General features: G+C 47.8%; 15 protein-coding genes and 1 pseudogene. 3 read left to right on the top strand and 13 right to left on the bottom strand.

Annotated features, from left to right (window positions below):
- Positions 1 to 76 precede the first annotated feature (76 nt).
- The 7 genes and pseudogenes from WCY20_RS02760 to metK all read right to left on the bottom strand — a co-directional run bounded on the left by WCY20_RS02760 (position 77) and on the right by metK (position 5,045).
- Entirely contained in the window at positions 77 to 1,072 is a 996-nt protein-coding gene (locus WCY20_RS02760; protein ID WP_345976796.1) for a beta-ketoacyl-ACP synthase III, read from the bottom strand.
- Complete coding sequence (gene plsX / locus WCY20_RS02755; RefSeq protein WP_345976795.1) at positions 1,072 to 2,067, bottom strand: phosphate acyltransferase PlsX; 996 nt, start codon at positions 2,065 to 2,067, stop codon at positions 1,072 to 1,074. Before plsX ends, WCY20_RS02760 begins: the two co-directional genes overlap by 1 nt.
- 3 nt (positions 2,068 to 2,070) lie before the next feature.
- On the bottom strand, positions 2,071 to 2,220 hold the full coding sequence (gene rpmF, locus WCY20_RS02750; RefSeq protein ID WP_345976794.1) for a 50S ribosomal protein L32: 150 nt from the start codon (positions 2,218 to 2,220) through the stop codon (positions 2,071 to 2,073).
- A 2-nt stretch (positions 2,221 to 2,222) separates the two neighbouring features.
- Positions 2,223 to 2,582, bottom strand: a complete 360-nt coding sequence (locus WCY20_RS02745; RefSeq protein WP_345976793.1) for a hypothetical protein — start codon at positions 2,580 to 2,582, stop codon at positions 2,223 to 2,225.
- Positions 2,583 to 2,588: 6 nt separating this feature from the next.
- Positions 2,589 to 3,002: a nucleoside-diphosphate kinase gene (gene ndk / locus WCY20_RS02740; RefSeq protein ID WP_345976791.1), complete on the bottom strand. Its 414-nt coding sequence runs from the start codon at positions 3,000 to 3,002 to the stop codon at positions 2,589 to 2,591.
- A gap of 292 nt (positions 3,003 to 3,294) precedes the next feature.
- A pseudogene (locus WCY20_RS02735) lies at positions 3,295 to 3,501 on the bottom strand (4Fe-4S binding protein); the annotation flags it as partial.
- Positions 3,502 to 3,887: 386 nt separating this feature from the next.
- On the bottom strand, positions 3,888 to 5,045 hold the full coding sequence (gene metK, locus WCY20_RS02730; protein WP_345976790.1) for a methionine adenosyltransferase: 1,158 nt from the start codon (positions 5,043 to 5,045) through the stop codon (positions 3,888 to 3,890).
- 225 nt (positions 5,046 to 5,270) lie between these two features.
- Here metK and WCY20_RS02725 point away from each other — a divergent pair, with 225 nt between their 5' ends.
- Positions 5,271 to 5,867, top strand: a complete 597-nt coding sequence (locus tag WCY20_RS02725) for a peroxiredoxin (protein ID WP_345976789.1) — start codon at positions 5,271 to 5,273, stop codon at positions 5,865 to 5,867.
- A gap of 24 nt (positions 5,868 to 5,891) precedes the next feature.
- Here the strand turns inward: WCY20_RS02725 and WCY20_RS02720 are convergent, their stop codons facing one another.
- The gene (locus WCY20_RS02720) at positions 5,892 to 7,061 is read right to left on the bottom strand and encodes a glycosyltransferase family 1 protein (protein ID WP_345976788.1); all 1,170 of its coding nucleotides are present in this window, start codon (positions 7,059 to 7,061) and stop codon (positions 5,892 to 5,894) included.
- Between the two features lie 39 nt (positions 7,062 to 7,100).
- On the opposite strand from WCY20_RS02720, the gene WCY20_RS02715 reads away from it, so the two are divergent.
- Positions 7,101 to 7,880 carry a UDP-2,3-diacylglucosamine diphosphatase gene (locus WCY20_RS02715; protein ID WP_345976787.1) on the top strand — a complete coding sequence of 260 codons (780 nt, stop codon included), beginning with the start codon at positions 7,101 to 7,103 and terminating at the stop codon, positions 7,878 to 7,880.
- Here WCY20_RS02715 and WCY20_RS02710 read toward each other — a convergent pair.
- Genes WCY20_RS02710 through WCY20_RS02700 form a run of 3 tightly spaced genes read right to left on the bottom strand, consistent with a single transcriptional unit; the run spans position 7,877 to position 9,523 of the window.
- Positions 7,877 to 8,053 (bottom strand): hypothetical protein, encoded by a 177-nt coding sequence (locus WCY20_RS02710; protein WP_345976786.1) that lies wholly within the window; start codon positions 8,051 to 8,053, stop codon positions 7,877 to 7,879. The two genes, WCY20_RS02715 and WCY20_RS02710, sit on opposite strands and share 4 nt — an antisense overlap.
- 8 nt (positions 8,054 to 8,061) lie before the next feature.
- Positions 8,062 to 8,256, bottom strand: a complete 195-nt coding sequence (locus WCY20_RS02705; RefSeq protein WP_345976785.1) for a hypothetical protein — start codon at positions 8,254 to 8,256, stop codon at positions 8,062 to 8,064.
- On the bottom strand, positions 8,249 to 9,523 hold the full coding sequence (locus tag WCY20_RS02700) for an AAA family ATPase (RefSeq protein ID WP_345976784.1): 1,275 nt from the start codon (positions 9,521 to 9,523) through the stop codon (positions 8,249 to 8,251). Before WCY20_RS02700 ends, WCY20_RS02705 begins: the two co-directional genes overlap by 8 nt.
- Positions 9,524 to 9,618: 95 nt before the next feature.
- Between WCY20_RS02700 and WCY20_RS02695 the strand changes: the two genes are divergently transcribed.
- Positions 9,619 to 9,798, top strand: a complete 180-nt coding sequence (locus tag WCY20_RS02695; RefSeq protein WP_345976783.1) for a hypothetical protein — start codon at positions 9,619 to 9,621, stop codon at positions 9,796 to 9,798.
- A gap of 12 nt (positions 9,799 to 9,810) precedes the next feature.
- On the opposite strand, the gene WCY20_RS02690 is transcribed toward WCY20_RS02695, so the two are convergent.
- The gene (locus tag WCY20_RS02690; protein WP_345976782.1) at positions 9,811 to 11,004 is read right to left on the bottom strand and encodes a VWA-like domain-containing protein; all 1,194 of its coding nucleotides are present in this window, start codon (positions 11,002 to 11,004) and stop codon (positions 9,811 to 9,813) included.
- Positions 11,005 to 11,007: 3 nt separating this feature from the next.
- Positions 11,008 to 12,003 (bottom strand): MoxR family ATPase, encoded by a 996-nt coding sequence (locus WCY20_RS02685; RefSeq protein ID WP_345976781.1) that lies wholly within the window; start codon positions 12,001 to 12,003, stop codon positions 11,008 to 11,010.
- Positions 12,004 to 12,009 lie beyond the last annotated feature (6 nt).

Genomic DNA, 12,009 nt, shown 5'->3' with positions numbered 1-12,009 from the left:
TTAACAAAAAATGTCAAAAAACAGCAAGAGAGCCTTGTGAAACGGGAGGGTACGCTGACCCGTGTAGCGGTAGTTTTTATTTAGTCAGAGGAGAAAACGGAACCAGCGCTGAACCCCAGGTAAGTCCGCCGCCAAAAGCATCCAGCAGCATCAAATCGCCTGCCTTCAATTTACCTTGTTCATATACCTCATTGATCGCCATAGGAATCGAAGCACCCGAAGTATTACCATACTTCGCAACCGTCAGGACAACCTGTTCATCTCTGAATTTAAGTGCATCGCCAACCGCTTTAATGATACGGTAATTGGCTTGGTGCGGAACAAAATGCGTGACTTCATTCGGTGTGATGTTGTTCGTTTTAAGAATATCAACCACGTCATTCGTCAAAGTGCGAACGGCGATTTTAAAAGTCTCGTTGCCTTTCATCTGAATAAAAGAGGCCTCTGCTTTTAGCTCGTTCTTGTGCGGATTTCCCGTACCGCCGTCCGGGGTCATCAAAAAATCACCCAGACTTCCGTCAGCAGCTGTATGGATATCGACAATCGCTTCTTCTTTGTTTTCAGTTGCAGAGATAACAGCCGCACCGGCACCGTCACCGAACAGGATGCAGGTACCGCGGTCCGTGTAATCCGTTATCGCGGACATCTTTTCTGCGCCTACGATCAGTACATTTTTCTTCATACCGGATTCAATAAACGCTTTCGCGACACTGAGCACATAGATAAACCCTGTACAAGCTGCAGATATATCAAAAGCAGTCACCTTATCAAGTCCCATCTTGTGGGCAACCACCGTAGCGGTAGAGGGCATGTTGAAATAGTCCGGCGAGATCGTCGCAACAACAATCATATCGATATCACTCTTATTAAGCCCCGAACGTTCAATCGCTTTTTCAGCCGCTTTTACCGCCATATCGGACGTGGTCTCATTTTCTGCCGCAATACGGCGTTCTTTGATACCGGTACGTTTGGTAATCCACTCATCAGTGGTATCGACCATTTTGGTCAACTCATCATTAGATAGAATCTTTTCCGGTGCATAGGCCCCGATAGAACGAAAAGCAGCGTACATTATTTACCTTCAACTAGTTGCGTTAATGAGCGTTCAATATGTTCATTGACGCCGGTATCGACATAACGGATTGCTTGAAAAATAGCATTTTTGATCGCTTTTGGGTTACTTTTTCCGTGACTGACGATCGCACACCCCTTAATGCCGATAAGCGGTGCACCGCCCACTTCTGCATAGTCAATCTGCCTTTTAAGCAGCTTGAATACCTTACGCATCAGCAGTGCACCCGTAATCGCAATAGGTGACTTACGGATATAGTCTTTGATGAAGAACGAAATGGTGCTTGCAACACCTTCTGCCGTTTTCAATACAAGGTTACCGATAAAACCGTCACAAACAATGACATTGCACGAACCGTTAAAGATATCGCTTCCTTCAACATTGCCTTTAAAGCCTTCATAACCCTGCAGTTTTTTAAACGCAGCCTTTGTCACCTCGTTGCCTTTTGATGCCTCTTCCCCATTGGCGAGAAGGCCGATACTCGGTTTTTCGATACCAAGCATGTCGTGAGCATAATATTGTCCCATCACGGCGAACTCTACAAGGTTATCAGCACTGCAGTCGACATTCGCGCCAACATCCAGAAGAACGGTGCGCTGTTTCCCCTTACTCGGCATCAATGTCACCAGTGCCGGACGGGAAACATGTTTCAACCGGCCCAGACGGAGTGTGGCCAATGTCATGGTCGCACCGCTGTGACCTGCAGAGACGACACCCTGTGCTTCGCCGTTTTTGACCAGCTCGACAGCCTTGTAGATAGAGCTCTCTTTTCGCTTTAATGCATCGGTTGCTGCATCCGACATATCTATAACGTCATCAGCGTCCACAATCAAAATCTTATTTTTATAACCCTTGGGTAACAAAGACAAAATCTCATCTCGTTTACCAACCAGAATTGGCTCGAACTTACGCTCTTTTAGTGCTAATAAACAACCCTTGACAATTGGCTCGGGACCAAAGTCCCCGCCCATTGCGTCAATCGCAATTTTCACCATTGATTATTTGTACTCGCCAGTAGTCGGGTTAATGTGGTGTGGCAACTTGTATGTGCCATCTTTATCTTTAACCGGGCGTGCTAGTGTGATCTTATAGTGCGTTCTGCGTTTTGCCGAACGTGAGTGTGATACTCTTCTCTTAGGTACTGCCATGTTTAATTCCTTTCTTGGTTTTTACAGTTTTCACAACTGTGATAGTCACTACGGATCAATTCGATCTCGGTATGTAACAACTCATCAAAATCGATATTATCTTGCATTTCGACAACATCCAGCTTCTCATCAAAGCCTTGGTAAATGCCGTCGGAAACAAGTAGCTCTATTTTTTCGTTCAGTATTGTAGCGAAATCTTCCGCACAAATGTCACAAGTAAGCTCGATTTGTCCTTGCAACTGTGCTTGAAGTAGAACTATGTTACGCTCTTTAAAGACAACCGTCCCTTTAAGCGTGACACCGTCTGACTCGACTTCGAATTCAGTCGGTGTTTTTGTAATACGTCTGAACGGGATGTTCATCGGTAATTACGCGATCTCTCTCTCAGCAAAAAAGAAAGCGATCTCAACCGCAGCATTTTCCAAAGAGTCACTTCCGTGAACTGCGTTCGCATCGATGTTCTCAGCGAAATCAGCACGGATTGTTCCTGCTTCAGCTTCTTTAGGGTTTGTTGCGCCCATAAGGTCACGGTTTTTTTTCATTGCATCTTCGCCTTCAAGGACAGAAACGACAACAGGACCAGAGATCATGAAGTCAACAAGGTCTTTAAAGAAAGGACGCTCGCTGTGAACCGCATAAAACGCCTCAGCATCCTGACGAGACAGTTGAAGTTTTTTTGTTGCTGCAATACGAAGACCATTGCTTTCAAAGCGATCTAGGATCTTGCCGATAACACCTTTAGCCACTGCGTCAGGTTTGATGATTGATAGTGTGCGTTCCATTCAGAACTCCCGAAAATTGAAAATTTAGAGTGGGATTATACTGAAACTATGTTGTGTTTTAGTTTAAATGAAATCTTATGAAGTTAATTAAAATGAAAGAGAGTAAAAGCGTATCGGCAAAAGCCGATACTGTGTCGTATTAATCTACGATGTTTTCGCGAGCAGTACGTGCTTCCATAGAGATATCTTCACGGAATGGCATTTCAGCATCTGCATCTTCCATCACGTAGTTTTTACCGTCTACATAGTTGCCTGCAGCAAAGAAGTCTTTGTTTTCAGCAGTAAAAGGCATATCCCATGTGATACAGCCCTCAGTTGGACATGCAGTTGCACATGCCGGCTCATCGTGGTGACCAACACACTCTACACATTTATCTGGGTAAACGTAGTACAGCTCTTCTCCTGTCGGGTTATCATCCTCGTCAACAATTGCTTCTACCGGACATTCGTCAATACAAGCGCCACAGTTGATACATGTGTCATTAATAAATACTGCCATAATCAGTCTCCTATTGTAATTTCGAGATAACTATAACACAAGAACATTAATTGTTTCTAAAAATAAATAGCTATATTTTGCACAATAAAAAAACTGTTACTAATTGACCTAAAGCCCATAAATAGGTGTTTTGAGAGTCATTATCAGCACAATCAGACTTGAGGTTTTTGGGTGGAAAAACATGGGCTAAAAGCGTCATATCAGACTTGTAAAAAAAAAGAGAGACGTATGCCTCTGTCTTGGACATAAAGATAGTCTGGAAGAAGGTGTGTCTTTGCTTGAAGAGGCGGAAATTTTCCGTCTCTTCATCGTACCCATACTGCCGCATTCTTTCATCCGAAACAGCGCGGTCAGTCTGACGTTTCCTTCAGAGAGAGAGTAACATTTTAGAGCCCTAAATAGTTCCTGATCTCTTCAGCTCTGTCGGTCTTTTCCCACGTAAATTCAGGCAGTTCACGACCAAAATGGCCGTATGCCGCTGTTTTACGATAGATAGGGCGCAATAGATCGAGTGCATCGATAATACCTTTAGGCGTCAAGTCAAAAAGTTCTTTAACACACTCTTCGATCTTCTCTTCATCAACAACACCTGTACCATGCGTATTGACCATGATCGAGACCGGTTTGACAACACCGATCGCATAAGCGACCTGGATCGTTGCACGTTCACACGCACCGGAGGCCACCAGGTTTTTTGCAACGTGACGCGCAGCGTAAGCAGCTGAACGGTCTACCTTGGTTGGATCTTTTCCTGAGAAAGCGCCCCCGCCGTGCGGACATGAACCGCCGTAGGTGTCAACAATAATCTTACGGCCTGTAAGACCCGCATCACCTTGCGGTCCGCCGATTACGAATTTACCGGTCGGATTGATGTGGTACTTTACATTTTCACTCAACAGTTCCGCCGGAATCACCTTTTTAATGACCTCTTCGATAACATCTTTATGCAGCTGTTCTTGGGAGACTTCTTCATGGTGTTGTGTTGAGACAACAACCGTTTCAACAGAGACAGGTTTTCCGCCTGCATATTTTACAGAGATCTGCGCTTTTCCGTCCGGACGAAGATACGGGATAATTCCCTCTTTGCGGACTTCTGCCAGACGTTCCGTGATGCGATGTGCCAAGTGAATCGGCAGCGGCATCAGCTCAGGTGTCTCTTTGCATGCAAAACCGAACATCAGTCCCTGGTCACCTGCGCCGATCTCCCCACCGGCCTGGGCAACACCCTGGTCGATGTCCGGCGACTGCTCGCCAATAGCATTCAAGACAGCCGCAGAGCGGTGGTCAAATCCATAGGTGGCATCGGTATAGCCGATCTCTTTTACTACCTGACGTACAATATCCTGCATCGGGGTATACGCATGTGTTTTTAATTCGCCTGCAATTACACAAAAACCATTCGAAACCAAAGTCTCACACGCGACGTGCGCTTTAGGATCTTTAGCAATAATGTCATCCAGAATAGCATCACTAATCTGATCGGCCATCTTGTCAGGATGCCCTTCTGTTACAGACTCAGAAGTAAAAATATACTCTCTAGTCATCGATTTCCTTTATTGTATTATCCTTCACCTTGTGTGCTGATACTTCATAAATATACCGGAATCCATGTCCAACATTTTTACAAAGCACATCATCATATAAAATGAAAGTCCGCGATTATAGCTGAAAGCAATTTAAACTTTTAAGCTGGTTTTTTATCACATAATTTTATTTATTTTCTTGTGCTACAATCCTTGCCATAAAAAATTAATATTTGGAGACAACCTATGCTAGTAACAAACAAAGCACCTGACTTTACAGCAACCACTGTAATGGGAAACAATGAAATCAAAGAAGACTTCAACCTATACGAGAACTTCGGTGAAAACGGTACGGTTCTTTTCTTCTATCCACTTGACTTCACCTTTGTATGTCCATCTGAGATCATCGCATTCGACCACCGTCTGGATGAGTTCAAGTCACGTGGTATTGAAGTAATCGGTGTCTCTATTGACTCTCAGTTCTCTCACTTTGCCTGGAAGAACACACCGGTAAACGAAGGCGGTATCGGCCAGGTCCGTTACCCGCTGGTTGCCGACCTTACCAAAGAGATCGCAAAATCATATGATGTTCTTCTTGACGGCGGTGTTGCACTGCGCGGTTCATTCCTGATCGACAAAGACGGTACTGTTCGCCACGCTGTTATCAATGACCTTCCTCTTGGACGTAACATCGATGAGATGATCCGTATGGTTGACGCAATGCTTTTCACTAACGAGCACGGTGAAGTATGTGCTGCGGGTTGGAACAAAGGTGACGAAGGTATGAAAGCCGACACTGCCGGTGTTGCCGAGTACCTTGCTAAACACGAAAAAGATCTGTAAGCACTGACGGTGCGCCTTGCGGCGTCACCCTCTCTTCTCTCTTAATTCAAAATCGTGCTGCTTTAAAAACTGTTCACAGCTTGATTTTATTGACCTTCCTTCCATTTTAGCTCTTGCCGATTGCCCCATCTCTCTGCGTAATGAACCATTACAGATAAGTTCATCCATTTTTTCCAGCCACAGCAGCTCATTATTTGTATCGACACAGTAACCGTTTACCCCGTGTTCAACGCTTTGTGTCACGCCGCCCTGATTGGATACGACAGCGCTCAATCCGCTTGCAGCGGCTTCCATAACCGCCTGCCCCAGGGTTTCAGTGACGGAAGGAAAAACAAAAAGGTCGCTGCTGGCATAGATACGTGAAAGTTCTTCCCCTTTTTTTCTGCCCAGCAGATAGATCCCCTCCTCTTTTAGCCGCTCTTTTTCTTTCAGGCGGCTACCCTCTCCTACTGCGACCAGGACCACTTTCTTATCACTGTTTGTGCGGTATCGTTGGAACAGATCAAGCAGAAAGTCGAAGTTCTTCTCCACACTCAAACGTCCTACATAGAGCAGTTTGACAGCATTTTTGTCAATATCATACGTTGCCCAGATCGTCTCAGATGCGAAGCTCGGTGAAAAAGCCTCAATATCCGTACCCGCTCTGATCTCGACCAGGTTTTCGGCATTGACATGTATCTCCGTTTCCAGTATCTTCAGATTCTGCTGTGACCGGGCGAACACTTTGTCGAGCTTTTGATAAAAGAAACGCATATAGCCCCGTGTTGCCGCCAGCATAAACTCTTTTTTCGTATTTTGGTAGATATAGCTTGGAAAATCTGTGTGATAGGTACCCACCACTTTAATATTCAGCATCTTTGCGATCAACAGCGCGCAGATCCCCAAACTCCCCGGTGTCGAAATATGGATCACATCGGGGTTGAATGCCCTGACCTCGTTAAACAGCCTCCAAAACGGGGGGATGACACTGATAAACTGCTCTTTGTAAAAAGGCATCCTGATACTCAACAATGATTTTACATTCAGAATGTTGTCACTGAAGCCATACGTCTCCAAAGGCGATGATGTGATCACGTTAAACCGGCTACCGTAGGAAGGGGCGAATTTAGCCATATCGTGAATGAAACGCGAAACGCCGTTGGAATCAAAAACGGTATCACTCACCAATATGATGTTCGGTAGCTCTGTATTCATATTGTTATTATTTAATAGTAAAGTCTCATGAGTACTACCATGAAATCACATGAAGGTTACAACGTGCAACACGATCATCATTACCGAAGCGTTTTTATATCAGACCTCCATTTGGGCACCAGACATGCACAGGCGGAACTGCTGCTTGACTTTTTGCGCACGGTCGAGTGCGATCATCTCTTCCTTGTCGGCGACATCATCGACGGCTGGGCGCTAAAACGGCGCTGGACCTGGCCGCAGGCCCACTCCGACGTCATCCAGAAGCTGTTACGCAAAGCGAGAAAAGGGACCCGTCTGACCTATGTGCTGGGCAATCATGACGAATTTGTGCGGAAGTTCCTGCCGCTGACCCTGGGTGACACCATCGACATTGTCAACGAATACACCTATGTGACGCAGGAAAATGATCACTATCTCGTCACCCACGGCGATTTTTTCGACTCCATCACCATGACGAAAAAGTGGCTGGCCAAGTTCGGTGACGTCAGTTACGACCTGCTGCTTCGCCTAAACCACCCGATCAACCGTTTTCGGCGCCTGATCGGTTATAAACGTTTCTGGTCACTCTCCAACTTTGCCAAACAGAGCGTGAAAAAAGCCGTCATGTATATTGACGACTACGAGTCCGTTCTGATAACCGAAGCGAAGCGCCGTGACTTCAACGGTGTCATCTGCGGCCACATCCATAAAGCGGAGTACAAAAACATGGAGGGGACCGCCTACCTCAACTGCGGTGACTGGGTCGAGTCCTGCACCTTTGTCGCAGAGACGCATGAGGGCGAATGGAAGGTCATACATTACAAGACAGATCAGTTCTAGGTATCTGCCTGCTGTTTTATCGCCTCGTGGGCCAATGTTCTGATCCAGTCATTAAACTTCAGATCATGTTCGATGCAGTAGGCACCAAAGGTTTTTAACTCATCGAGTGTAAGCATCAACTCCACTTCCTTGAGTTCGACACCCTCTTTGGTCAGCTCTTCTATGCTTTTCATCGTTTCTCTCACTTTACAACGGCACTCAAGATCGCCAGCGTCAGGGCGGAGAGGATCAGAAGGCCCCACATCGAGAAGAGCTCATCTTTCAGGTTTTTAACCACATCTTTCAGCTCCTCTTTGAAACTGTGCGAGGTCTGATCGTACTCTTCCTGCAACTCATCGAGAGTACGAAAGCGGCGTTTGTGTTTATCATCATTCATGGCGTTCCCTTTGATCATGGACGAAGTCTAACGCTTTATGGTGAACAAAGGCCAAATTGCACCAGTTAGTCAGCGGCTGTTTCAGGATCAAACGGTGCGGGGAAGTCGCTCTTGAGAGTGCCACATAGAACTGCGACGGGGCAAAGATCTCCGTGGTGTCAATGATCAGATCTTCGATGCTCATCCCCTGCGATTTGTGGATCGTAATGGCGAAGGCCAGGGTAATCGGAAATTGATGGACACTGAACTTTGGCTCTTCCATCATCTCCTTTTTCCCCTCGACACTCTTCTCTTTCCACTGAGTCTTGGTCATGGCGGAGCGTTCAAGCTTTACAACGACACCGTCACTCTTCTCGACATAAACGATCTCATCGTTCAGACGAACGATTTCTCCCCGTTCGCCGTTAAAGTAGTTCCAGGCATTACGGGTAAAAAGCACGGGGGCGCCCACTTTGAGCTTTAATTTCGGCTCGATGCGCGCATCGTTCAAAAACCGCTCGACCTCTTTGTCATTTGTGTTTTTATCATGCCTGACAAGCTGTACTTCATACGTCACCTCATCGCTGTCTATAAATGCAAGCTGCGCTTCATTGTGACGCGATGCAGAATTATTTTTACCGTAAAGATAGGTGTATTGGCTCAGGTCTTCACCGACCGGCTTGATGAGATGATGCAGATAGTGATGCTCCGCATCCCCGATCTCGGCAAACCGCACTTTATCCAACACCTTTACAAAATCCCTGTCATCGCTTCGGTGATTGATCTCCAGAGTGACGGTCTTAAAATCGAACCGCCGCCAGCTCTCCGACTCAAAAGCAAAATAGATCTCACCGTAGCCTCTGACAACGGGCGGCAATTGAAGAAAATCCCCCACCGCCAAAAGAGCCCCCTTGAAGTCGCTCTGCAGCAGACGAAGACGGATCATCTCAAATAGCGGTGCACTCACCATCGAGATCTCATCGATGATGATCAGATCCATCGAAGAAACCAGCTTTTTGATCTTTTTCTTGATCTCTAAACGGCCTTGACGCTCCAGCTCCTCGATGGAATCGGCAATGCCGAGGTCCAAAAAGCTGTGCAGGGTCTGCCCGCCGATCAAGGTCGCTGCCATCCCTGTCGACGCGAGCTTCGCTATCTTTTTGCCTTCACCGGCATAATGCTCGATGAGCTTGCGCGTCAGTGTCGTCTTCCCGGTCCCGGCGCCGCCGGTCAAAAAGACGTTCTGTTTCGTATCCAGTAGAGAAGTTATACGTTCGTATTCGGACATCAGAATCTTTATCTATTTAAATTAATCATATTTTATCAAAGAAAATCGATATCTTCGGGACTACAATAGAGTAATGGAACCATGAAAGGACAACAATGCAGTTTGACGAGAAAAAACGCAGCATCTACATGACAACCCTTATCATCGCGGTCGGTCTTGCTTTTATGATTATTACCGGCTACTACATCACCAGCGGTGTCAGCGGCGGCAGCAGTGTCGAGATGGCGATCGACAGAGAGATCGATCAATGTTACGAGGAGAAAGGGCTGGAGTGAAAGCCGTAACAATCACTCTTTCTCTTCATCTCTGTCTATGACCAGCACCCTGCCGAACGGGACATCGCTCTCTTCTACACTGATCCACATCACTTCATAGAACGGTTCGTTCTGAGGAAAGCTCCCTTTGGTATCTGAGAAGTAGAGCAGCAGCGACGGCGCATCGAGGCGCTCTTCGATGCGATCGAAGACCGGACGGAAGTCGGTGCCCCCGCCCCCTTTGATCTCTATATCGAGGGCTTCGCCTGTCAAAAACTGCCGATAGTTCTGGATCTTGGCGTCGCAGACGATCATGTCGATCACATAGTTTGGAAAATGGATCAGGATCGCCTCGACCTCGCTCATAAAAAGCGAGAGCAGCTGCTCATCGACAGAGCCTGAGCTGTCGATCGCGATCGTCAGACGAAGGGTGTCGCTGTAGAGCGAAGGGAGGTAGATACCGCTATAGAGCAGCTTCTTCGAGGGCGGCATCATACGGTAGTTATCGTGGTAGTGGCGGTCAATTGCGTTATAGAGCTCTCTGCGCCAGTCGACCCTGCTGCTGTCGGTAAGCGTAAAGAAACGCTCGATCTCCAGCGGCAGCTCCCCCTGATCGGCGATCTTCTCCAGCGCTTCGTTGGCAAACTGTTCGAACATCTCCTCCTCGGCGATCTTCTGTTCAACGTTCTCAACCTCCATCTTTTCACGCTTTTTGTCGGGGTCATGATTTCCCTCGGCGTCTTTCATCTGCTGCTGCTTTCGCTTGTTCTCTTCGTTAAAGCCGGTCTCGTTTGATTCGTCGTCATCAAACTCTTCGTTTTTGATCTCATCTTTGAGAATCGCATAGATCTCTTCGGCATACATCCCCTCAAAACGGGGGTCAAGGTCGATCATTATCGGCGGTTCCAGCCCGTTGGCTGAGAGCATCGCATTGATGGCATGATCGGTCGCCAGCTGCCAGAGCCACGACATGCGCCCTTTTTGACGGTTCTCATACGCCAGCGCGGCATGCATCGCCCCGTTGGAGAGGGCAAAGGCCAGTTCGTCCTGCGTCAGATCGAGAAGATACTCATCGTTATATTCAAATCGGACACCGTCGCTCAGATAGGCCTGGATATTGTCGTTTTGCTGGAGTTCGAGTTTGGAAGCGAGTGTCCCGAAGTAGGGGTAATCGACCAGCAGTCTGGCCTTGGCTTCGGAGATCTTCTGTTTGAGCCGGGGCGTCATGATCTAGGCGAGCAGGTAGGCGAACTTGGCTACCCATTTGTCAAAGACTTTCTGGTCTTCCATCGTGTAACCCGCCCGCTGAAGGTCCTGAACGATCATTACCGCAAACTCACTCTGCAGACCGAGCGTATAGTGCAGCAGATTGTCCATGCGCTCTTTTGAGAAATTTTCTCTGATCGCCATGACAAGCCCTGTGGCAAGGGCATGTAGCACCTCCACCTCTTCGGGATACGCCCCTTCTCCGCCGGAGAGGATGGCCGCAATGTCAGGGAGTTTGTGCATCACCTTGGCAAAGCTCAGAAAACGGACCGCCCGGTCTTTTCCGATTGCCCCGCCGATCGTCTCCAAAAGCAGCTTCTCGTCCATCTCGCTTCGGAGAACGGAACTGACAAACTCCCAGCTCCGAGGTGTGGCAAAGCTCTTCTCGTTCTTCGTCGGATCAAAAGAGAAGAGGTCGTCGCTTTTATAGCCGATGTAGGCGATAACACGTTCGTCCATACCCGCACCATAGGCCCAGTCACGCCAGTCTTCCACATTCACATCCATCTCGAGATGCACAAAACGGTTCGCCAGCGGCGACGGCATGCGGTAGACCACGCCGCGGTCACCTTCGCGGTTACCGGCGGCGATGATCGCCCATCCCTCGGGCAGAGTGTATTCGCCCACTTTGCGGTCGAGTATCAGCTGGTATGCCGAAGCCTGCACCGCCGGCGGCGCGGAGTTGAGCTCATCCAGAAAAAGGATCCCTCTGCCCTCGCGCGGCAGAAATGAGGGGGGTGCCCAGAGTGCCTGATGGGCCTCTTTATCATAAAAAGGGATCCCTTTGAGGTCGGTCGGGTCCATCAAAGAGAGACGCAGGTCAATAAATTCGTACGCATTGGCCTGTGCGATCTGTTTGACGATCGATGATTTGCCTATGCCCGGCGGGCCCCAGAGAAAGGTCGGGATCTGGGCTTTGATCATCGCCGTTAACGAGCTGGTCACCTCTTTTGAATACACATCTTC

The organism is Sulfurimonas sp. HSL3-7, from assembly GCF_039645985.1.
Lineage (GTDB): Bacteria > Campylobacterota > Campylobacteria > Campylobacterales > Sulfurimonadaceae > Sulfonitrofixus > Sulfonitrofixus jiaomeiensis.
Note: the sequence above shows the minus strand (reverse complement) of the source record. Positions and strands in the feature narration are given on the sequence as shown.

Excerpts from the sequence above, each read along its gene's own strand:
- rpmF (WP_345976794.1), bottom strand. The coding sequence starts at position 2,220 with ATGGCAGTACCTAAGAGAAGAGTATCACACTCACGTTCGGCAAAACGC.
- ndk (WP_345976791.1), bottom strand. The coding sequence starts at position 3,002 with ATGGAACGCACACTATCAATCATCAAACCTGACGCAGTGGCTAAAGGT.
- WCY20_RS02725 (WP_345976789.1), top strand. The coding sequence starts at position 5,271 with ATGCTAGTAACAAACAAAGCACCTGACTTTACAGCAACCACTGTAATG.
- WCY20_RS02695 (WP_345976783.1), top strand. The coding sequence starts at position 9,619 with ATGCAGTTTGACGAGAAAAAACGCAGCATCTACATGACAACCCTTATC.
- metK (WP_345976790.1), bottom strand. The coding sequence starts at position 5,045 with ATGACTAGAGAGTATATTTTTACTTCTGAGTCTGTAACAGAAGGGCAT.
- WCY20_RS02745 (WP_345976793.1), bottom strand. The coding sequence starts at position 2,582 with ATGAACATCCCGTTCAGACGTATTACAAAAACACCGACTGAATTCGAA.
- WCY20_RS02715 (WP_345976787.1), top strand. The coding sequence starts at position 7,101 with ATGAAATCACATGAAGGTTACAACGTGCAACACGATCATCATTACCGA.
- plsX (WP_345976795.1), bottom strand. The coding sequence starts at position 2,067 with ATGGTGAAAATTGCGATTGACGCAATGGGCGGGGACTTTGGTCCCGAG.
- WCY20_RS02705 (WP_345976785.1), bottom strand. The coding sequence starts at position 8,256 with ATGAATGATGATAAACACAAACGCCGCTTTCGTACTCTCGATGAGTTG.
- WCY20_RS02700 (WP_345976784.1), bottom strand. The coding sequence starts at position 9,523 with ATGTCCGAATACGAACGTATAACTTCTCTACTGGATACGAAACAGAAC.
- WCY20_RS02720 (WP_345976788.1), bottom strand. The coding sequence starts at position 7,061 with ATGAATACAGAGCTACCGAACATCATATTGGTGAGTGATACCGTTTTT.
- WCY20_RS02710 (WP_345976786.1), bottom strand. The coding sequence starts at position 8,053 with ATGAAAAGCATAGAAGAGCTGACCAAAGAGGGTGTCGAACTCAAGGAA.
- WCY20_RS02760 (WP_345976796.1), bottom strand. The coding sequence starts at position 1,072 with ATGTACGCTGCTTTTCGTTCTATCGGGGCCTATGCACCGGAAAAGATT.
- WCY20_RS02690 (WP_345976782.1), bottom strand. The coding sequence starts at position 11,004 with ATGACGCCCCGGCTCAAACAGAAGATCTCCGAAGCCAAGGCCAGACTG.